The organism is Mesorhizobium sp. WSM4906, assembly GCF_029674625.1.
GTDB lineage: Bacteria > Pseudomonadota > Alphaproteobacteria > Rhizobiales > Rhizobiaceae > Mesorhizobium.
On the sequence record NZ_CP121355.1, the window covers coordinates 813,613 to 832,244 of the forward strand.

Annotated in this window: 21 protein-coding genes; 14 read left to right on the forward strand and 7 right to left on the reverse strand. The window is 65.0% G+C overall.

The genetic code is table 11. The features are described from left to right. Window positions 1–4: 4 nt before the first annotated feature. A complete protein-coding gene (locus QAZ22_RS03805; protein ID WP_278205639.1) occupies window positions 5–964 on the reverse strand; it encodes a TAXI family TRAP transporter solute-binding subunit in 960 nt (319 codons plus the stop codon). Between the two features lie 257 nt (window positions 965–1,221). Here QAZ22_RS03805 and QAZ22_RS03810 point away from each other — a divergent pair, with 257 nt between their 5' ends. Both QAZ22_RS03810 and QAZ22_RS03815 read left to right on the forward strand, forming a co-directional pair. After that, complete coding sequence (locus QAZ22_RS03810) at window positions 1,222–1,593, forward strand: YciI family protein (protein WP_278205640.1); 372 nt, start codon at window positions 1,222–1,224, stop codon at window positions 1,591–1,593. A 6-nt stretch (window positions 1,594–1,599) separates the two neighbouring features. Further along, window positions 1,600–2,847, forward strand: coding sequence for an RNA polymerase sigma factor (locus QAZ22_RS03815; protein ID WP_278205641.1), 1,248 nt, complete (start codon window positions 1,600–1,602; stop codon window positions 2,845–2,847). A gap of 219 nt (window positions 2,848–3,066) precedes the next feature. On the opposite strand, the gene cysK is transcribed toward QAZ22_RS03815, so the two are convergent. From cysK to hrcA, 5 genes are all read right to left on the reverse strand, one after another. Next, window positions 3,067–4,047 (reverse strand): cysteine synthase A, encoded by a 981-nt coding sequence (gene cysK, locus QAZ22_RS03820; protein ID WP_278077053.1) that lies wholly within the window; start codon window positions 4,045–4,047, stop codon window positions 3,067–3,069. 393 nt (window positions 4,048–4,440) lie between these two features. Further along, window positions 4,441–5,058, reverse strand: a complete 618-nt coding sequence (locus tag QAZ22_RS03825) for a LysE family translocator (protein ID WP_278205642.1) — start codon at window positions 5,056–5,058, stop codon at window positions 4,441–4,443. A gap of 454 nt (window positions 5,059–5,512) precedes the next feature. Next, complete coding sequence (locus QAZ22_RS03830) at window positions 5,513–6,853, reverse strand: sorbosone dehydrogenase family protein (RefSeq protein WP_278205643.1); 1,341 nt, start codon at window positions 6,851–6,853, stop codon at window positions 5,513–5,515. 382 nt (window positions 6,854–7,235) lie between these two features. Beyond that, window positions 7,236–7,433: a hypothetical protein gene (locus QAZ22_RS03835; protein ID WP_278205644.1), complete on the reverse strand. Its 198-nt coding sequence runs from the start codon at window positions 7,431–7,433 to the stop codon at window positions 7,236–7,238. A 30-nt stretch (window positions 7,434–7,463) separates the two neighbouring features. After that, window positions 7,464–8,561, reverse strand: a complete 1,098-nt coding sequence (gene hrcA / locus QAZ22_RS03840; RefSeq protein ID WP_278205645.1) for a heat-inducible transcriptional repressor HrcA — start codon at window positions 8,559–8,561, stop codon at window positions 7,464–7,466. A 152-nt stretch (window positions 8,562–8,713) separates the two neighbouring features. On the opposite strand from hrcA, the gene rph reads away from it, so the two are divergent. The 9 genes from rph to QAZ22_RS03885 all read left to right on the forward strand — a co-directional run bounded on the left by rph (window position 8,714) and on the right by QAZ22_RS03885 (window position 14,611). Continuing rightward, the gene (gene rph / locus QAZ22_RS03845) at window positions 8,714–9,430 is read left to right on the forward strand and encodes a ribonuclease PH (protein ID WP_278205646.1); all 717 of its coding nucleotides are present in this window, start codon (window positions 8,714–8,716) and stop codon (window positions 9,428–9,430) included. Window positions 9,431–9,632: 202 nt separating this feature from the next. After that, entirely contained in the window at window positions 9,633–10,043 is a 411-nt protein-coding gene (locus QAZ22_RS03850; protein WP_278205647.1) for a VOC family protein, read from the forward strand. Further along, complete coding sequence (gene rdgB / locus QAZ22_RS03855; RefSeq protein ID WP_278205648.1) at window positions 10,043–10,720, forward strand: RdgB/HAM1 family non-canonical purine NTP pyrophosphatase; 678 nt, start codon at window positions 10,043–10,045, stop codon at window positions 10,718–10,720. The genes QAZ22_RS03850 and rdgB overlap by 1 nt, the downstream gene beginning before the upstream one ends. Next, on the forward strand, window positions 10,717–11,895 hold the full coding sequence (gene hemW / locus QAZ22_RS03860; RefSeq protein ID WP_278205649.1) for a radical SAM family heme chaperone HemW: 1,179 nt from the start codon (window positions 10,717–10,719) through the stop codon (window positions 11,893–11,895). Before rdgB ends, hemW begins: the two co-directional genes overlap by 4 nt. A gap of 70 nt (window positions 11,896–11,965) precedes the next feature. Then, the gene (locus QAZ22_RS03865; RefSeq protein ID WP_278205650.1) at window positions 11,966–12,385 is read left to right on the forward strand and encodes a HEPN domain-containing protein; all 420 of its coding nucleotides are present in this window, start codon (window positions 11,966–11,968) and stop codon (window positions 12,383–12,385) included. Next, complete coding sequence (locus QAZ22_RS03870; protein WP_278205651.1) at window positions 12,364–12,843, forward strand: hypothetical protein; 480 nt, start codon at window positions 12,364–12,366, stop codon at window positions 12,841–12,843. The genes QAZ22_RS03865 and QAZ22_RS03870 overlap by 22 nt, the downstream gene beginning before the upstream one ends. A gap of 57 nt (window positions 12,844–12,900) precedes the next feature. Beyond that, a complete protein-coding gene (locus tag QAZ22_RS03875) occupies window positions 12,901–13,203 on the forward strand; it encodes a hypothetical protein (protein WP_278205652.1) in 303 nt (100 codons plus the stop codon). Between the two features lie 88 nt (window positions 13,204–13,291). After that, complete coding sequence (gene rsmI, locus QAZ22_RS03880; protein WP_278205653.1) at window positions 13,292–14,182, forward strand: 16S rRNA (cytidine(1402)-2'-O)-methyltransferase; 891 nt, start codon at window positions 13,292–13,294, stop codon at window positions 14,180–14,182. 51 nt (window positions 14,183–14,233) lie between these two features. Next, window positions 14,234–14,611, forward strand: a complete 378-nt coding sequence (locus QAZ22_RS03885; RefSeq protein ID WP_278205654.1) for a YraN family protein — start codon at window positions 14,234–14,236, stop codon at window positions 14,609–14,611. A gap of 246 nt (window positions 14,612–14,857) precedes the next feature. Here the strand turns inward: QAZ22_RS03885 and QAZ22_RS03890 are convergent, their stop codons facing one another. Then, window positions 14,858–15,664 (reverse strand): undecaprenyl-diphosphate phosphatase, encoded by an 807-nt coding sequence (locus QAZ22_RS03890; protein WP_278205655.1) that lies wholly within the window; start codon window positions 15,662–15,664, stop codon window positions 14,858–14,860. A 160-nt stretch (window positions 15,665–15,824) separates the two neighbouring features. On the opposite strand from QAZ22_RS03890, the gene QAZ22_RS03895 reads away from it, so the two are divergent. Genes QAZ22_RS03895 through QAZ22_RS03905 form a run of 3 tightly spaced genes read left to right on the forward strand, consistent with a single transcriptional unit; the run spans window position 15,825 to window position 18,560 of the window. Next, window positions 15,825–16,517: a glutathione S-transferase family protein gene (locus QAZ22_RS03895; RefSeq protein WP_278205656.1), complete on the forward strand. Its 693-nt coding sequence runs from the start codon at window positions 15,825–15,827 to the stop codon at window positions 16,515–16,517. Beyond that, on the forward strand, window positions 16,498–17,655 hold the full coding sequence (gene queG / locus QAZ22_RS03900) for a tRNA epoxyqueuosine(34) reductase QueG (RefSeq protein ID WP_278205657.1): 1,158 nt from the start codon (window positions 16,498–16,500) through the stop codon (window positions 17,653–17,655). The genes QAZ22_RS03895 and queG overlap by 20 nt, the downstream gene beginning before the upstream one ends. Continuing rightward, a complete protein-coding gene (locus QAZ22_RS03905; RefSeq protein ID WP_278205658.1) occupies window positions 17,655–18,560 on the forward strand; it encodes an SDR family oxidoreductase in 906 nt (301 codons plus the stop codon). The genes queG and QAZ22_RS03905 overlap by 1 nt, the downstream gene beginning before the upstream one ends. Window positions 18,561–18,632: the final 72 nt, after the last annotated feature.

Consider the following 18,632-nt stretch of genomic DNA (forward strand, 5'->3'; position numbering starts at 1 on the left):
CTCGCTACTTGATGAGCCCTTTTTCCTTGTAATATTTCTCCGCGCCGGGATGCAGCGGCACCGGCATGCCTTCCAGCGCCTTGGCCGGATCTATCGCCTTGGCGGCGGCATGGGCGGCGGCGAGCTGATCGAGATGGTCGAACATCAGCCTGGTCATCTGGTAGGCGGTCTCGTCGGAAACGTCTGCCCTGGTGACGAGGAAATTACCCACAGCGGCGGTCGCGACATCTTCCGTCTGACCCTCATAGGTTCCCTTGGGAATGACCACCGAAAGATAGGGCGAGCCGATCTTGGCGACGTCCTCGGCCGGCACGGCGACGACGTTGATCGGCACCGAGGTGGCGAGGTCGCGGATCGAGGCGACGCCGAGGCCCGCGGATTGCAGCGTGGCGTCGAGCTGGCGGTTCTTGATCAGCTCCACCGATTCGGCGAAGGGCAGATATTCGACCCGTCCGAGATCCTCATATTTCAGCCCCGCGGCAGCGAAAATGGCGCGGGCGTTGAGTTCGGTGCCGGAGGCAGGCGCACCAACCGACAGGCTCTTGCCCTTGAGGTCGGCGAGCGTCTTGATGCCGGACTCCTTGCTGGCGACGATCTGGATGTAGTTGGGATAGATGGCGGCAATGCCGCGCAACTTGTCGAGCTTGCCGGGGAAGCCGGCCTCGGTGTTGCCTTCGGCGGCGAGCTTCACCGAATCGCCGAGCGCGAAGGCTATCTCGCCCTTGCCCTGCTGCAACAGGTTGAGGTTCTCGACCGAGGCCTTCGTTGCCTGCACCTGGGTGCGGGCGCCTTCGATGCCCTTGCCGTAGACCTCGGACAGCGCGACGCCGAGCGGATAATAGACGCCCGACGTGCCGCCGGTCAGCACGTTGATGAATTCCTGCGCCCCGGCCGACATGGCGCCGAGGCCGAGCGACAGCGCCAGCGTCCCGGCGGCAACAAATTTTGTCCTGAAATCGAGCATAGGGTTTCCTCCTCCTGAAACGATCGCGCCGCGCCGCCTCCCCCGGCACGAATTCGGGGGAGTTTAGACAGCGAGCGACAAATGCCAACCCGCAATTGCAGCCATTAGACGAACGGTTGAGTGGTGGCGAAAAGCTCCGGCTTGCGCTCGACTGCTTTGGGGACGAAAGATTTTTCGGACGCCTGTCGAAATCGGCCGACGCCGCACGACATAGGTCGGCACGCGACGATGCGGCCTTCAGAAAACGGGAGAAGACCATGCGATACATGCTCTTGATCTATAATGACGAAGCCGCGATGGCGAACGCTCCGAAAGAGCAAACCCAACAGACCCTCGCGGCCTACCGCGCCTATACCGAGGCGCTCAAGAAATCCGGCGCTTATATCGCCGGCGAGCGGCTGCGTCCGACCCAGGCGGCCACCTCGGTGCGGCTGGCCAGCGGCAAGACCAATGTGCTCGATGGCCCCTATGCCGACACCAAGGAGCAATTGGCGGGCTTCTACATGATCGAGGCGGCCGACATCGACACGGCCATCGAATGGGGTGCGCGCTGCCCCGCGTCCTCCACCGGCACGGTCGAGGTGCGGCCGATCTGGGAAATGGCGGAGTACGTCGCCGCCGCGGAGTGACCCGCGATGGATGATCGCTCGGGGATCGCGCGGGCGGCGGCGGAAGCGGCCGCCCGGCGCAGCTACGGCAAGCTGGTCGCGTGGCTCGCGGCGCGTACGCGCGACGTCGCCGGCGCCGAGGACGCGCTGGCCGACGCCTTCGCCGCCGCGCTCGAACGCTGGCCCCGAGCCGGCGTGCCGGAGCAACCGGAAGCCTGGCTGCTGTCGGTGGCGCGCCGGCGCAACGTGGACGCAGTGCGGCGGCGGCTGACCGGCGAGGCGGCGCGCGATCACCTGAAGCTGATCGCCGAAGAGATGGAGGCGCGCATGAACGGCGAGGAGCTGCCGGACGACAGGTTGCGGCTGATGTTCGCCTGCGCCCACCCGGCGATCGACACCAGCGTGCGCGCGCCATTGATCCTGCAGACGATCCTCGGTTTCGACGCCGCGACGATCGCCTCGGCCTTCCTGGTCTCGCCGGCGACGACGGGCCAGCGGCTGGTGCGGGCCAAGGCGCGCATCCGCGAGACCGGGATTCCGTTCCGCGTGCCGGAGCAGGCGGAACTCGGCGATCGGCTGGGCGCGGTGCTGGAGGCGATCTACGCCACCTTCGCCGAAGGCTGGTCGGACCCGACCGGCACCGACAGCCGGCGGCGCAATCTCGCCACCGAAGGCATCTGGCTTGGACGGCTGGTCGCCTCGCTGATGCCGGACGAGCCGGAAGTGCTCGGGCTGCTGGCGCTGATGCTGTTTGCCGAGGCGCGACGCTCGGCGAGGCGCGGCGCGCAAGGGGATTTCGTGCCCTTGGCCGAGCAGGATATCGCGCTCTGGGACGGCGGCCTGATCGACGAGGCGGAAGCCTTGTTGGTGCGCGCCGCGCAAAGAGGCATCATCGGCCGCTACCAGCTGGAGGCCGCCGTGCAGTCCGCGCATACGGCGCGCCGGCGGGGCTGCGGCACGGATTGGGCGGCGATCCGCCAGCTTTACGACGCGCTGCAGGCCGTGGCCGAATCGCCGGTGGTGGCGATCAACCGTGCGGTGGCGATCGCCGAAACCGAGGGGGCTCCGGCCGGCCTGGCGGCGCTTTATGTGCTGGGCGAGGACAGAAGGCTGCGGGACTACCAGCCCTATTGGGCCGCCCGCGCCGGGCTGTTGGCCAGGCTCGGCAACTCGAAGCAGGCGGCCCAGTCCTACGACCGGGCGATCGGCCTCGAGCGCGACCCGGCGCTGCGGCGTTTCCTGCAGGGCGAGAAGGCGAAGCTTGTTAGGGGTTAGGGCAGGAAGCCCCCAACCTCGTCATTCCAGGGCGGAGCAGCCGCGAAGCGGCGTCGCGGAGACCCTGGAATCCATTCCGTTACCTTGGCCGACGGATGCAAGCGGAGCAGAATTCTGCACCGTTGCTACGCCTTGAGGTCACGGAATGGATCCTCGGGTCTGCGCGCGTCGCTTCGCTCCTCGCTCCGCCCGTGGATGACGAGGTTCGGAGGCTTCGGCCTAAGCCCCCAGCCCGTCGAACAGGATCGTCGAGAGGTAGCGCTCGGCGAAGGAGGGGATGACGACGACGAGGTTCTTGCCCTTGTTCTCCGGCCGCGAGCCGACGACGATCGCCGCCTGGAGCGCGGCGCCCGACGAGATGCCGACCGGGACGCCTTCGAGGCGGGCGACGAGGCGCGCATTGGCGACCGAATCCTCGTTCGAGACCCTGACGATCTCGTCATAGATCGAGGTGTCGAGAATCTTGGGCGCGAAGCCGGCGCCGATGCCTTGAATCTTGTGCGGGCCGGGCTGGCCGCCGGAGAGCACCGGCGAGGCCTCCGGCTCGACCGCCACGACATGCAGCGAGGGCTTGCGCTTCTTCAGCACCTGGCCGACGCCGGTGATGGTGCCCCCCGTGCCGATGCCGGCGACGAAGATGTCGACCTCGCCATTGGTGTCGTTCCAGATCTCCTCCGCCGTGGTGCGGCGGTGGATCTCCGGGTTGGCCGGGTTCTCGAACTGCTGCGGGATGATGGCGTTGGGCAGCGTCGCGGCAAGCTCGTCGGCCTTGGCGATGGCGCCCTTCATGCCTTTCGGCCCTTCGGTGAGCACCAGCTCGGCGCCAAGCAGCGCCAGCATCTTGCGGCGCTCGACCGACATCGTCTCCGGCATGGTGAGGATCAGCTTGTAGCCCTTGGCTGCCGCTGCGAAGGCCAGCGCGATGCCGGTGTTGCCGGAGGTCGGCTCGATCAGCGTGGTCTTGCCGGGCGCGATCTTGCCGGCCTCCTCCAGCGCCTCGATCATGGCGACGCCGATACGGTCCTTGACCGAAGCGATCGGGTTGAAGAATTCGAGCTTGGCGAGGACATTGGCGACGATGCCCTTCTCCTTGGCGAATTTATCCAGCCGAACCAGCGGCGTGTCTCCAATCGTCTCGGTGATCGAGTTGAAGATGCGGCCGCGGCCGGGGACACGCGCGGAGGTGACGGGCTTGTTCATTGGTTTCGCTCCCAAGGCAAAGGCATAGGCAAACAGAATAAGGCTTTCAGCCGCGCAAGATAGGCCGGCCGCCGAAAATATCCGAGTGGGGCGGTTGCTGAAAACCACCCCGCGCCGGAAAATAGGATTCCTTTCACGCCACTTATCGGAGGTTCGATATAGCCGAAGCTCCCCAGCTTCGTCATCCTGGGGCGAAGCAAGGAGCGAAGCGACGCGGCGCAGACCCCAGGATCCATGCCGTGACATCAGAGAGCCGCAGCGGTGCAGGCTTTGGTCCGGACATCCGATGTCGGTGATCCGGGAGCCTGGTTCTGAACCGCTGCACTTTTCGTGTGGCGCTACGGCATGGATCCCAGGGTCTACGCTTCGCTTCGCCCTGGGATGACGAAAGAGCTATTGACGAGCGGCGATGGCCGCCGCCGCACCCATCATGAAGCCGGCGGCAGTGCGGTTCAGCGCCTTGAGGGCGCGCGGCGACTTCAGGAACCAGCGCGCCTTCGCGGCCAACGCCAAATAGGGTACCAGCACGACGAAGAGCACGACTACGGTGAGCGCCACCAGGATGCCGTAGTCGGCCAGCGTGATGGTCTTCAGGTCGACGATGGTCGGCGTGATGGCGAGATAGAAGATCATCGTCTTCGGATTGCCGAGCGTCACCGTCAGCCCGGCAAGGAAGCTTGCCACGAAGCCGCCCTTGCCCTTGCGCGCCTCGACGGTCTCGGGCGAGATGCCGCTGGTCCAGAAGCGCCAGGCGAGGAAAGCGAGATAGGCGACACCCGTCCATTTGATGGCGAGGAAGACCATACCGAAGGTCTGCGCGACGAAGGCGAGGCCGAGCACGACGGCGGTGAGATAGGTGATGTCGCCGAGCATCAGGCCGAACGACATCGCCAGCGAGGAGCGGAAGCCGGAGCCGAGCGCGCGGGCGACAAGCGCCGTGACGCCGGGGCCCGGAATGGCGGCGGCGACGCCGAGGGCGGCGCTGTAAGCGAGGAATCCGGTGAGTGTCATGGTTGGAACCTGGCCGTAGGGACCGATGCAGAACCGGGCTTCTATCATTATAACGGGTCGGTGGTAATTCCCTCACGGCGGGATTCGTTGCGCCAGTTCGACGGAGTGCTCATCCCCTTGTTGGCAGTCCGTACACGTTGGAGATTGGCCGAAACGGCCCGGCCTCGTCATCCACGGGCGGAGCAAGGAGCGAAGCGACGCGCGTAGACCCGAGGATCCATTCCGTGACCTCGAAGCGTAGCAACGGTGCAGAATTCTGCTCTGCTGCGTTCTACGATTAGGGTCACGGAATGGATTCCAGGGTCTCCGCGACGCCGCTGCGCGGCTGCTACGCCCTGGAATGACGAGGTTGGAGGGGCTTCCCCCAATCGCCAGCGTTTGCACTGATTTCGTGGGAATGGGCGGCCTGTCTCGTCTTCGGCAACGGCAACTTCAACCCCCCTCTGTCGAACAGCTAGCCACCATACGTAATACGCCAGATGGTGCCGTTGCCGTCTTCGGTGAGAATCAGCGCGCCGTCCTTCGCCACCGCCACGCCCACCGGCCGACCCCAGACCTCGTCATCCGAAATGACGAAGCCGGTGGCGAAGTCCTCATACTCGCCGGTCGGCTTGCCGTCCTTGAATTTCAGCCGCACCACCTTGTAGCCGCTGCGGACGTTGCGGTTCCACGAGCCGTGCAGGGCGACGAAGGCGTCGCCCTTGTAGTCGGCCGGGAAATTGCCGCCTTCGTAGAAGGCGATGTTGAGGGGTGCAGAATGCGCCTGCATCAGCACATCGGGCACCGTGACCTTGCCGGCGAGGTCGGGGCGCGCGCCCTTGTGGCGCGGATCCTCGTTGGCGCCGATATAGTACCAGGGCCAGCCGTAGAAGGCGCCGTCCTTGACGGCCGTTGCGTATTCGAACGGCACGTTGTCGCCGAGCTCGTCGCGCTCGTTGACGACGCACCAGGGCGCCCCCGTCGCCGGCTGTATGGTCATGCCCGAGCAGTTGCGCAGGCCGGTGGCGACCATCCTGCGGTTCTTGCCGTCGGGGTCGAAGGCGAGCACGTCGGCGCGACCCGCCTCCGAGCCCCAGGCGGCACCGAGCGGTTGCGATCTCGCCCATTCCTCGAGACCGCCTTTCGGCCGGGCGCCCATATCCTCGCCGACGTTCGAGCCCGAGCCGACCGAGAGATAGAGCGTCTTGCCGTCGGGCGAGAAGGCGATGTCGCGGGTCCAGTGATGACTGGCCGGAATCTTCTCGACGATGGTTTCCGGCTCGCCGGAAGCCTCGAGGTCGCCGTCGCGATAGGCAAAGCGAACCACGCTGTCGCTGTTGGCGACATAGACCCATTGCGGCTTGTCGCCCGGCGGGTAGAAGGCGATGCCGTAGGGCTGGCTGAGGCCTTCGGCGAAGATGGATTTTTCCGCCGGTTTCGCGCTGCCCGCAGCCAGGCGGTAGACGCGGATCTGGTTGGCTTCGCTGTCGGCGACGAAGAGGTCGCCGTTCGGCGCGACGCGCACGACACGCGGATTGTCTATGCCGGAGGCAACCAGTTCCGCGGAAAAACCGGGCGGCACTATCGGCTTCGCGCCTTCGGGGCGGTCGGCCAGGCCGGGGGCATTCGATGCCAGCCTGCCGGTGCGGGGAGACGGCAGGTCGCGCGGCCTGATCAGGCGGCGCACGCCGGGCCGGTCGGCTTTCCAGTCGCCGAAAGCCTTTTCGCCTGTGAGCAACGGTCGGTCGGCCTGCTGCGCGAAGGCTCCGGAAGCCAGGAGCCAGACAATGCCTGCAAGGCCGGCGATCCGTATCATGCTGCTCTCCATGGTTTGCGCCGCCGTGTCGCAATCGGCTGAGGCCGCCTCGACGTCGTCATTCCAGGGCGAAGCAGGAGCGAAGCTCCGTCGCGGAGACCCTGGAATCCATTCCGTGACCTTAACCGTAGAGCGCTGCGGAGCAGAATTCTGCACCGTCGCAACACCTCCAAGTCACGGCATGGATCCTGGGGTCTGCGCTGCGTCGCTTCGCTCCTTGCTCCGCCCCAGGATGACGAAGCTAAAGGCGCCTCAGCCAATCTCCAAGGCAACCTGACAACGCAAGCACCAGCCGACCGATCAAATTTCCGTGCCAGGAAACTAGGATCGACAGGCGTTCCGAAAAGAGGGATGGCCCGATTTCTTGGCGGTTCCGGGCAGGTCAGCTCTCTTCGACATCCAGATCCTCGTCGAGCCGCTTTTCCAGCGCGACCAGATCGGCCGGCAGCGGCAGGCCCATGGCGCGCATTTCCCTGAGCTTCTCGCGCAGCTGTTCCTGCACCTCGTGCTCGTCCTGCGGCTGGTTCACCATTTGCTCGAGCAACAGGCTGATCTGGGCCTTGAACGATTCCAGCGCCATTTCCACCCTCCTTGCGGCGATCCCGCTCGCCTACCTCAGCATGCGCGAAATCAATTGGGCAGTGTAGTCGACCATAGGCACGATGCGGGCGTAGTTGAGCCGGGTCGGGCCGATGACGCCGAGCGCGCCGACGACGCGTGCGTCCTTGTCGCGATAGGGCGCGACCACGAGCGACGAGCCGGACAGCGAAAAGAGCTTGTTCTCCGAGCCGATGAAGATGCGCACGCCCGGACCTTCCTCGGCAAGGTCGAGGAGCTGCAGCAGGCCGTCCTGCGTTTCCAAATCCTCGAACAGATGGCGCAGCAATTCGAGGTCGGCCTGGGCGGTGACGTTCTCCAGAAGATTGGCGCGGCCGCGCACGATGAGGCGCGCCGGCAGGCCGCTTTCGGCGCCGGCCCAGACCGCGAGGCCCTTCTCGACCAGGTCCTGCGACAGCGTGTCGAGGGCCGCCCTCGTCTCGTCCTTGATGCGGGCGATCTCGACGCGCGCCTCGGCCAGCGTGCGGCCGCGAATATGGGCGTTGAGGAAGTTCGAGGCCTCGTGCAGCTGCGAGACGGTGATGCCGGCGGGCAGGTCGACGACGCGGTTCTCGACGTCGCCGCTCTGCGACACCATGACGGCAAGCGCCTTGGTGGGTTCGAGCTGGATGAACTCGATGTGCTTGAGCGCCACCTCGTTCTTGGCGGCGAGCACCAGGCCGGCGCCGCGCGACATGCCCGACAGCATCTGGCTGGCCTCGGTCAGCATATGCTCCAGCGTCGCGCCCGAGCCCGAGGCACGCACCTGCGCCTCGATGACGCGGCGCTCATCGTCGGACAGATCGCCGAGCTCCATGAAGGCGTCGACGAAGAAACGCAGGCCGGTCTGGGTCGGCAGCCGGCCGGCCGAGACGTGCGGAGCGTAGATAAGACCGAGATGCTCGAGGTCGCTCATCACGTTGCGGATGGTGGCCGGCGACAGCGACGAGGGCAGGATGCGCGACAGGCTGCGCGAGCCGACGGGCTCACCGTCGCGCAGATAGGAATCGACAATCCGCCTGAAGATGTCGCGCGAACGCATGTCGAGCGATTGAAGTACGGGCGATTGAAGCACCGGCGACTGCGACGCGGGATCGACTGCCTTGTTCATTCCAGTCAAAACCTCCTGTTAGAAGATATAGACTCCCGCCCCAATGGCAACCCGGCCCCCGTTTTCCTTTGCGCCCCGTTTTCCTTTGCGCGTAAGGCCGCATGCGTCTACAAGCCGCCGACGAATCCAAGAGAAGAGCAGAAAGAGCCTCTATGCGCCCCTCCAAACGCCAAGCCGATGAAATGCGCGCCATATCCTTCGAGCGCGGCGTCTCCAAGCATGCCGAAGGCTCGTGCCTGGTGAAGTTCGGCGACACGCATGTGCTGTGCACGGCGAGCCTTGAGGAAAAAGTGCCGGCCTGGATGCGCAATTCCGGCAAGGGCTGGGTGACGGCCGAATACGGCATGCTGCCGCGTTCGACCGGCGAGCGCATGCGGCGCGAGGCCTCCGCCGGCAAGCAGGGCGGCCGCACGCTGGAGATCCAGCGACTGATCGGCCGGAGCCTGCGGGCGGTGGTAGACCTGCAGGCGCTGGGCGAACAGCAGATCACCGTCGACTGCGACGTCATCCAGGCCGACGGCGGCACCCGCACGGCCTCGATCACCGGCGGCTGGGTAGCGCTCTACGATTGCCTGCGCTGGATGGAGGCGCGCCAGATGGTGAGCGTCTCCAAGGTTTTGAAGGACCATGTCGCCGCGATCTCCTGCGGCATCCATGATGGCCAGCCGGTCATCGATCTCGACTATCTCGAGGATTCCTCGGCCGGCACCGACGCCAATTTCGTCATGACCGGCAAGGGCGGCATCGTCGAGATCCAGGGCACCGCCGAAGGCGAGCCCTTCTCCGAGGAGCAGTTTGCCGCGCTGATGGCGCTGGCGAAGAAGGGTATTTCGCGGCTGGTGAGTTTGCAGCAGATGGCGGTGGTGTAGGGCGCCGCAGAGAAGAACGAATGAGGTTGGCGATCCGTCACACCCCCCTCTGGCCTGCCGGCCATCTCCCCCTCAAGGGGGGAGATTGGCTGTCGCGACGACTTTCGCCAATCGCCAATGTTGCAGGAGAGGTGCCGGCGCAGCCGCAGCTAATCTCCCCCCTTGAGGGGGAGATGCCCGGCAGGGCAGAGAGGGGGGCCTCGTGACTCCCTCCGCGATTTTGGAATCCGCGCTCTACGTTACTGATCTCAATGCCGCCGAGGCCTTCTACCGCGACATCCTCGGCCTCGAGCCAGTGGGCAAGGTCGAAGGCCGCCATGCCTTCTTCCGTTGCGGCAACGGTGTGCTGCTCCTCTTCAACGCCGCGGCGACGAAAGTTCCGCCGGCGCCCGATGCCAGGCTGAAGGTGCCGCCGCACGGCACGGTCGGCGAAGGCCATCTCTGCTTCACCGCGAGCGCCGCCGAGATCACTGAATGGCGCAAGCATCTGGCGGCGAAGAACATCGCCATCGAAAGCGATTTCGAATGGCCGCAGGGCGGACACTCGATCTATATCCGCGACCCTTCGGGCAATTCGATCGAGTTTGCCGAGCCAAGGATCTGGGGCCTGTGATGCATTCATTAAACGGACAAAAGATCGTCGTCGCCAGCCACAACGAAGGCAAGCTGCGCGAATTCGCCGACCTGATGGCGCCGTTCGGCTTCGAGGCGAAATCGGCCAAGGAATACGGCCTGCCGGAACCGGACGAGACCGGGACGACCTTCGAGGAGAACGCCTATATCAAGGCATACGCCGCGGCCAAGGCGACCGGCCTGCCGGCGCTGTCGGACGATTCAGGGCTCTGCGTCGACGCGCTCGACGGCGCGCCCGGCGTCTACACCGCCAACTGGGCCGAGACTGCCGACGGCAGCAGGGATTTCGGCATGGCCATGCGCAAGACCGAAACGGCTTTGCAGGAAGCCGGCGCGACCGAGCCGGCGCAGCGCACCGGCCGCTTCGTCGCCGTCATCTGCCTCGCCTTCCCGGACGGCGATGCCGAATATTACCGCGGCGAGGCCGAAGGCACGCTGGTGTGGCCGCCGCGCGGCACGCTCGGCTTCGGCTATGATCCGGTGTTCCTGCCCAACGGCTTCGACAAGACGTTCGGCGAGATGAGCGCCGAGCAAAAGCATGGCTGGAAGCCGGGCCAGGCGACGGCGCTGTCGCATCGCGCCCGCGCCTTCCAGAAATTCGCGCAAGCTCGCTTGGATTTGGCGCGCTTGGATTTGGCAAGGCAAGGTTCGGAATGATCGGGACCGGCCAGAGCATGCCGCTCGACCGCAGCCCCGGCTTCGGCGTCTATATCCATTGGCCGTTTTGCGCGGCCAAGTGCCCTTACTGCGATTTCAACAGCCATGTCCGCCACCAGCCGGCCGACCAGGAGCGGTTTGCCCGCGCCTTCGAGACGGAGTTGGCGACGATGCGCGACCGCACCGGCGCGCGCGAGGTGACCAGCATCTTTCTCGGCGGCGGCACGCCATCGCTGATGCAGCCGGAAACCGTCGCGGCGGTGCTGGAGGCGGTGGCGAAGAACTGGACGGTGCCCGCCGGCATCGAGGTGACGCTGGAGGCCAACCCTTCCTCGGTCGAGGCCGAGCGTTTCCGCGGCTATCGCGCGGCCGGCGTCAACCGCGTGTCGCTCGGCGTGCAGGCGCTGAACGACAAGGACCTGCGCTTCCTCGGCCGACTGCACAATGTCGAGGAGGCGCTGCACGCGATCGGACTCGCCCGGGAAATCTTTCCGCGGCTTTCCTTCGATTTGATCTACGCACGGCCGGGCCAGACGCCGGAGGCTTGGGCTTCGGAGCTCGAGGAAGCGATCGGCCACGCCGCCGACCACCTCTCGCTCTACCAGCTCACCATCGAGGAAGGAACGCCCTTCCATGCGCTGCATGCGGCACGCAAGTTCGTCCTGCCCGACAACGACCATGCCGCCGACCTTTATGCGCTGACGCAGGAAGTAACCGCAGCGCGTGGGCTGCCGGCCTATGAGATCTCGAACCACGCGCGATCGGGGGCTGAAAGCCGGCACAACCTGACCTACTGGCGCTACGGCGAATATGTCGGCGTCGGGCCGGGCGCGCATGGCCGCTTCGTCGAGAACGGCCGCCGCACCGTGACGGTCGCGGAAAAAATGCCGGAGACCTGGCTCAACCTGGTCGAGGCCAGGGGCCACGGCGTCACCGATGGTGAAGTTCTCACCCGCGCGGAAGAGGCCGACGAATTCCTGCTGATGGGATTGCGGCTTGCCGAAGGCATCGATCTTCAGCGCTACGAAACGCTCTCGGGGCGCGGCCTGTCGAGCGCAAGGCTTTCGGTACTGCAGGAAGAAGGGCTGGTGGCGCCGGTCGGCAACGCGCGCCTCCGCGCCACGACCGCCGGCATGATCGTGCTCGATGCGGTGGTGGCGGATTTGGCGCGGTAGCTTATTACGCCTGTGTTGCAAGTTTTCTTCGGAAGCGAACTCCGATATCATCCCCAGTTGGGGGTGAAGAATGACAAGGGATGAGTGGCGACGAAAATCCAGGACATTTGCGCAAAGTGCGCGGCTGCTTTTGAATGGCGCTGAGTATGACACAGCTTACTACCTTTCAGGCGTGGCTGTTGAATGCGCCCTGAAGGCAAAAATCGCTTCTGCATTCCGAGCTAATGACCTTCCCGATAAGAACTTTGTGCACCAGATTTATAGCAACGGTCACAAGCTCAGCGAATTGGTAAAATTGGGCCAACTGGCAACTGCCTTGACGGCAGAGGAGCAGGCAAGCGCAGCTTTTAGGGCCTATTGGAATACCGTGAAGGCCTGGGATGTTGATTCGCGGTATAAGACTTGGACTCCGGCAGAAGCGGCGAGCATGGTGACGGCCGTCACTAATCGCGGAACGGGTGTATTGGCATGGATAAGACGACACTGGTAGAATCCGATGTCAGAGCCGGGTTGACGGCGGTCAAAGCGCTGGAAGCTGCAGGGCTACCTATCGCCGCTGCGATGTGGCTGCGGCTTCAGGATTCATCAAAGTGGCAGCTCTATATAACGTCTCCCGATGTGGAGACATACGGACCTACAACTGTAAATCGGTTTATCGATCGTATTTTGCTGGCAATAAAATCGCCGGTTTCCCTTGACGAAGTGACCGCAGCCAATACGACAAATCACTTTGTGAATAAGATATCTCCGCTGTCAATTCTGAAAGCGGGAAGATCAAATTCCTTGACGCTTGAGAACAATATTTTTCGATTCGGAAACGGCGCATTTGATGGCGTGGATGTAGCCGAAGGTGTTGTTTACAAGATTGCCCCTGGAGTGAAAGCTTCAAAGGAAGCTCCCAAGCCGGATGTAGCAGCTTTAAAAAAGGCGCGAGCACTCGCTGCTTGAGATCGACCTAGCCGTGGCCCGACGCCAATGGCGCTGGGATCAACAAGATCAAGCGTCGTGCTTCTGGCGGTGCTTGCCGCGGTGCTTTTCGCCATGCGCCTCGCCGTTGCGGACCTGTTTCTGGTCGGCCTTGTCGCGGCGGCCGCCTGGCTGGGCGGCGATCGGATGTGGGGGGATGCCCTCGCGGGCGGTTTTGCTTTCAAGTCGGCTGATGAAAATGTCGAAGCGATTGGGCATCGTCCGGTCCTGCCTCCTCCCGGGAATCAGGGATTAAATCGACCGCTGCCGGTTTCGTTCCTCACTGTGGCGAAGGCATGGCGATTTCCTTACCTCGACTTCACGTTTTGCAACCGCGCGTGAGCCGTGCCAAACAGACTCGTTCTTGCGCAATTCCGGGCGAAAACCGCTACCCAGCTTTTCCGGAAAACGCTCGGATGGAGGGCGATCCTTGACCGGTGACAAACGCAGCTACCTGATCGGGCAGACCGAGATGCCGGCGCGGCCGCTGGCGCCGGCGCTCTATCTGGTGGCGACGCCGATCGGCAATTTGGCCGACATCACGCTGCGCGCCCTGGAGACGCTGGCCGCCGCCGATATCGTCGCCTGCGAGGACACGCGCGTCTCGCGCGTGCTGCTCGAGCGCTACGGCATCCGCCGCCGCACCACCGCCTATCACGAGCACAATGCCGCCGAGGCCGGGCCGAAGCTGATCGAGGCGCTGGCCGCCGGGCAGAGCGTGGCGCTGATCTCGGATGCCGGCACACCTTTGGTCTCCGATCCCGGCTACCGGCTGGTCGGCGAGGCGCTGGAGCGGGACATCCGCGTCGTGCCCGTGCCCGGGCCGTCCGCGGCGCTTGCCGCGCTGACCGCTTCAGGCCTCCCGTCCGACGCTTTCCTGTTCGCCGGTTTCCTGCCTGCCAAGGCCGGCCAGCGGCTGACCAAGCTCGAAAGCTTCAGGCAGGTGCCGGCAACGTTGATCTTCTACGAATCGCCCCGCCGGCTGGCGGAGACGCTTGGCGCGATGGTAGAGGCGCTCGGCGGCACGCGGCGAGGCGCGATCGGCCGCGAGCTGACCAAGGCGTTCGAGGAAATGCGGACGGGCACGCTCGGCGAGCTTGCCGGTCACTATGCGGCGGCCGACACGCCGAAGGGCGAGATCGTCATCTGCGTCGGCCCGCCGGAGGCGGGGGAAGATCAGCCGGCCGATATCGACCGGCTGCTGTTGTCGCTGGTTGCCGAAATGCCGGCCTCCAAGGCGGCGGCGGAAGCGGCGAAGATGACCGGCGGGCAGAAGCAGGCGCTTTACCGGCGGCTGCTCGAGCTGAAGGACAGACCATGATCCCAAAAAGTGGAAGCCGGTTTTTGGATAAGATCATGGTCAAGCAAAAAGATGGCTGAGCGCACTGTCGGTCATCGGCGAAAGGCCTATCGGCGCGGGCATCGCGGCGAATGGCTGGCGGCGATGGCGCTGATGCTGAAAGGCTACCGCATTCTCGCCCGCCGCCACCGCACCAAACTCGGCGAGATCGACCTGATCGCCAGGCGCGGCGACCTGGTGCTGTTCGTCGAGGTCAAGGCGCGGCGGACGCTGATGGAGGCGATGGATGCGATCGCCCATGCGTCGGAGCGGCGCATCGAGGGTGCCGCCGATCTCTGGCTGTCGCGCCAGCCGGACTACGGCCGGCTTTCGGTGCGCTTCGACATGGTGGCGGTGCTGCCCTGGCGCTGGCCGGTGCATGTCGAGAATGCGTTTTATGGGAGGAATTGAGCCCCTCCCTTCGTCATCCTAGGGTGTAGCAGTCGCGAAGCGACGTCGCGGAAACCCAAGGATCCATGCCGTGACCTTTCCGCGCTTCTGCGGTGCAGAATCTGCATCAAGAGCGTTGCGCCTAGCGAGGGTTATTCGCGACCGTTGCATTCTACGATCAGCGTCACGGCATGGATCCTCGGGTCTGCGCTGCGTCGCTTCGCTCCTTGCTCCGCCCGTGGATGACGAAAGCGCGGAGGCTGCCGCTCACCCCCAGATCATCAGCGCCACCAGGCCGAGCCCGCCCACCGCCAGGCGCCACCAACCGAACAGCGCGTAGCCTTTGCGCGAGACGTAATCGAGCAGGAAGCGGACCACGATCAGGGCGCTGACGAAGGCGGCGACGAAGCCGATGGCGATGATCGGCAGGTCGGCCGAGGTCAGCACGTTGCGGTTCTTGAACAGGTCGAAGGCGAAGGCGCCGACCATGGTCGGCATGGCGAGGAAGAAGGAGAATTCCGCCGCCGCGCGCTTGTCGACGCCGAGTAGCAGCGCGCCGACGATCGTCGAGCCGGAGCGCGAGGTGCCGGGGATCAGCGACAGGCACTGGAACAGGCCGATCTTGAGATAAAGGCTCAACGGGAAACGCTCGACGTCGTGATGGACAGGCTTCAGGTTCATGCGGTCGACGGCAAGCAGCACCACGCCGCCGATGATCAGCAAGATGCAGATCAGCCGCGGCGATTCGAACAGGAAGGTCTTGATGAAGTCGTGCGCCAGCGCGCCGATGACCGCGGCCGGCAGGAAGGCGATCAGGATGCCGATGACGAAATGCCGGGTCAGCCGGTCACGCGGCAGGTCGAGCAGCATCTTCCAGAGGCGGTGGAAGTAGACGCTGAGGATCGCCAGAATCGCGCCGAGCTGGATCAGGATCTCGAAGGCCTTGCCGGTCGAATGGAAGCCGAGGAAATGGCCGGCGAGCAGGATGTGGCCGGTCGAGGACACCGGGATGAACTCGGTCAGGCCCTCCAGCAGCCCAAGCAGCAGCGCTTCGACGATGGTCTGGCTTTCCATGGCAACCTCAGGATTTCGGGGATAGCTGAAGACAACGGCTTGCTTGTCACGGCGCGGAAGTCCCCCTATAGGTCGCAACACCGTGACGGCCGCATGACGGGCCGCCAAGACTTACCGGCGCAGGGGGCGATTCGCCAGTGCGCCCTATCATCGCGGAACCATGCTGACGCTTTTCCACCATCCGATGTTCGCCACCTGCCGGTTCGTGCGCCTCGCTTTCGGCGAGTATGGCGAGGAGCTGGCGCTGATCGAGGAGAAGCCCTGGACGCGGCGCAAGGAGTTTCTGGCGCTGAACCCGGCCGGCACGCTGCCGATCCTGCTTGCCGAAGGCGACGTGCCGATCGTCGGCGCCATGGTGATCGCCGAATATCTCGACGAAACGCGCGGGGTGCTGAAGCGCGACAAGCGGCTGTTCGCCGAAGACCCGATGCAGCGCGCCGAAATCCGCCGGCTGACCGACTGGTATCTCAGCAAGGCCGAAGGCGAGGTCACCCGGCATCTGGTGCGCGAGCGCGTGCTGAAGCCGGTGATGCCGGAAACGGCGGGCGGCGGCTCGCCCGATTCGGCGGCGATCCGCGCCGCGCGCGCCAACATCCGCCAGCATATGAAATACACCAACTGGCTGGCCGGCACGCGCCATTGGCTCGCCGGCAACAAGGTGACCTATGCCGACCTCGCCGCGGCGGCGACGCTTTCGGTGCTCGACTATCTCGGCGAGATCGACTGGCGCGAGCACTCGGCGGCGCGCGAATGGTATACACGCGTGAAATCACGGCCGTCGTTCCGGCCGCTGCTCACCGACCGGGTGCGCGGCCTGTCGCCGGTATCGCATTATGCGGACCTCGACTTCTGACAAGAAGAAGCTGCGCGCCCTGATCGACGCGGAGGCGCGCCGCGCCGGCTTCGAGGCGATCGCGGTGACCAGACCGGACGCGATCCCGCTGGCGCCGGCGCGGCTGGCCGAATTCGTCGCCGACGGTTTTCACGGCTCGATGGACTGGATCGCAGAAACGGTTCTGCGGCGGGCCGAGCCCTCGACGCTGTGGCCGGAGGTGCGCTCGATCATCGTTCTGGCGATGAACTACGGTCCGGACCGCGACCCCCGCGATATTCTCCAAAAACGCAATCGCGGCGCGATCTCGGTCTACGCGCAAAACCGCGACTATCACGACGTGATGAAGGGCCGGCTGAAGGAGATCGCCGGCAAGATCGTGGCGCGGGCGGCTGGCGATGTCAAAGTCTTCGTCGATACGGCCCCGGTGATGGAAAAGCCGCTGGCGGAAGCCGCCGGCCTCGGCTGGCAGGGCAAGCACACCAATCTGGTGAGCCGCGCGCATGGCTCGTGGCTGTTCCTCGGCACCATCTTCACGACGGCCGAGCTCGAGCCGGACACGGCGGAAATCGACCATTGCGGCTCCTGCCGCGCCTGTCTCGACGTCTGCCCGACCGATGCCTTCCCGGCGCCCTACCGGCTCGACGCACGGCGCTGCATCTCCTACCTCACCATCGAGAACAAGGGGCCGATCCCGCGCGAATTCCGCGAGAAGATCGGCAACCGCATCTATGGCTGCGACGATTGCCTGGCCGCCTGTCCGTGGAACAAATTCGCCAGCGTCGCCTCGGAGGCCAAGCTTGCCGCGCGCGAGGACCTGCGCGAACCGAAGCTTTCGGAACTGCTCGCGCTCGACGATGCGGCGTTCCGCTCCTTGTTCTCGGGCTCGCCGATCAAGCGCATCGGCCGCGACCGTTTCATCCGCAACGTGCTGATCGCAGCCGGGAATTCGGCTGATATATCGCTGATCGACACGGTGCTTGGCCTGCTCGATGATGATTCGCCGCTGGTGCGGGGTGCGGCAGTTTGGGCGCTATCGCGCCTGGCGCCGCGGCGCGATTTTGCGAAGCTCGCCGCGCCGGCCCTAGAGACCGAAGACGACAAAGTGGTGCGCGACGAATGGCTTTCGGCGCTGCCGGATCATGCAGAGGATTCCTGATGGGCGAAAAACGGTTCTTCATCTTCGGCGCCGGCTATTCCGGCAAGGCCTTCGCCCGGGCCAACAGCCAGGGTGCGCCCATCCTTGGCACGACCCGTTCGTCGGGAAAATTCGAGGCGTTGAAGCAAGCAGGCATCGAGCCGCTTCATTTCGACGGATCGCTGACCCCCGAGATCGGCGATGCCCTTCGGCAAATGACGCATCTCATCGTCTCGGTCGCCCCGGACGAAGCGGGCGATGCTGTGCTCAACGCCGCCAGGGAGGCGATCCGCGCAAAAATGCCGGCGCTCGAATGGATCGGCTATCTTTCCACCGTCGGCGTCTATGGCGACCATGGCGGGGCCTGGGTGGATGAGGGCGCCGACTGCAAACCGGTGTCGAAGCGCTCGACGGTGCGGGTGGCGGCCGAACAGGACTGGCTGACGCTCGGTCGGGAGATCGAAAAACCGGTGGCGACCCTGCGGCTGTCCGGCATTTACGGTCCGGGCCGCAACGCGCTGGTCAATCTCGAGGACGGCACCGCAAGGCGGCTGGTCAAGCCCGGCCAGGTGTTCAACCGCATCCATTGCGACGACATCGCCGGCGCGCTCTGGCATCTGGCGCAACGCAATCTTGGCGGCATCTTCAACGTCACCGACGACGAGCCGGCGCCGCCGCAGGACGTCGTCGCCTACGCGGCCGGGCTGATGGGCATCGAGCCGCCGCCGGAAATTCCTTTCGAGACCGCCCAACTTTCGCCCATGGCGCGTTCCTTTTATGGCGAGAACAAGCGCGTCGCCAACAAGGCGATCAAGGCGGCCGGCTACAGCTTCCGCTTCCCGAACTACCGGGTGGCGCTGGAGCGGATGTGGGCCGACGGCAACTGGCGGGACGGAGAGCCGCGCAGCCCGATGAACCGCTCGTGATCGAAGCGCCGCGCATGGCATGATATGCTTCGCGCCCAAAGCGCCCGAGATTGCGTCGCGCCACTGGAGAGG

What these genes read in the sequence shown, in the direction of transcription:
- QAZ22_RS03805 (WP_278205639.1), bottom strand. Translation starts at nt 964, where the DNA reads ATGCTCGATTTCAGGACAAAATTTGTTGCCGCCGGGACGCTGGCGCTG.
- QAZ22_RS03810 (WP_278205640.1), top strand. Translation starts at nt 1,222, where the DNA reads ATGCGATACATGCTCTTGATCTATAATGACGAAGCCGCGATGGCGAAC.
- QAZ22_RS03815 (WP_278205641.1), top strand. Translation starts at nt 1,600, where the DNA reads ATGGATGATCGCTCGGGGATCGCGCGGGCGGCGGCGGAAGCGGCCGCC.
- cysK (WP_278077053.1), bottom strand. Translation starts at nt 4,047, where the DNA reads ATGAACAAGCCCGTCACCTCCGCGCGTGTCCCCGGCCGCGGCCGCATC.
- QAZ22_RS03825 (WP_278205642.1), bottom strand. Translation starts at nt 5,058, where the DNA reads ATGACACTCACCGGATTCCTCGCTTACAGCGCCGCCCTCGGCGTCGCC.
- QAZ22_RS03830 (WP_278205643.1), bottom strand. Translation starts at nt 6,853, where the DNA reads ATGATACGGATCGCCGGCCTTGCAGGCATTGTCTGGCTCCTGGCTTCC.
- QAZ22_RS03835 (WP_278205644.1), bottom strand. Translation starts at nt 7,433, where the DNA reads ATGGCGCTGGAATCGTTCAAGGCCCAGATCAGCCTGTTGCTCGAGCAA.
- hrcA (WP_278205645.1), bottom strand. Translation starts at nt 8,561, where the DNA reads ATGAACAAGGCAGTCGATCCCGCGTCGCAGTCGCCGGTGCTTCAATCG.
- rph (WP_278205646.1), top strand. Translation starts at nt 8,714, where the DNA reads ATGCGCCCCTCCAAACGCCAAGCCGATGAAATGCGCGCCATATCCTTC.
- rdgB (WP_278205648.1), top strand. Translation starts at nt 10,043, where the DNA reads ATGCATTCATTAAACGGACAAAAGATCGTCGTCGCCAGCCACAACGAA.
- hemW (WP_278205649.1), top strand. Translation starts at nt 10,717, where the DNA reads ATGATCGGGACCGGCCAGAGCATGCCGCTCGACCGCAGCCCCGGCTTC.
- QAZ22_RS03865 (WP_278205650.1), top strand. Translation starts at nt 11,966, where the DNA reads ATGACAAGGGATGAGTGGCGACGAAAATCCAGGACATTTGCGCAAAGT.
- QAZ22_RS03870 (WP_278205651.1), top strand. Translation starts at nt 12,364, where the DNA reads ATGGATAAGACGACACTGGTAGAATCCGATGTCAGAGCCGGGTTGACG.
- QAZ22_RS03885 (WP_278205654.1), top strand. Translation starts at nt 14,234, where the DNA reads ATGGCTGAGCGCACTGTCGGTCATCGGCGAAAGGCCTATCGGCGCGGG.
- QAZ22_RS03890 (WP_278205655.1), bottom strand. Translation starts at nt 15,664, where the DNA reads ATGGAAAGCCAGACCATCGTCGAAGCGCTGCTGCTTGGGCTGCTGGAG.
- QAZ22_RS03895 (WP_278205656.1), top strand. Translation starts at nt 15,825, where the DNA reads ATGCTGACGCTTTTCCACCATCCGATGTTCGCCACCTGCCGGTTCGTG.
- queG (WP_278205657.1), top strand. Translation starts at nt 16,498, where the DNA reads ATGCGGACCTCGACTTCTGACAAGAAGAAGCTGCGCGCCCTGATCGAC.
- QAZ22_RS03905 (WP_278205658.1), top strand. Translation starts at nt 17,655, where the DNA reads ATGGGCGAAAAACGGTTCTTCATCTTCGGCGCCGGCTATTCCGGCAAG.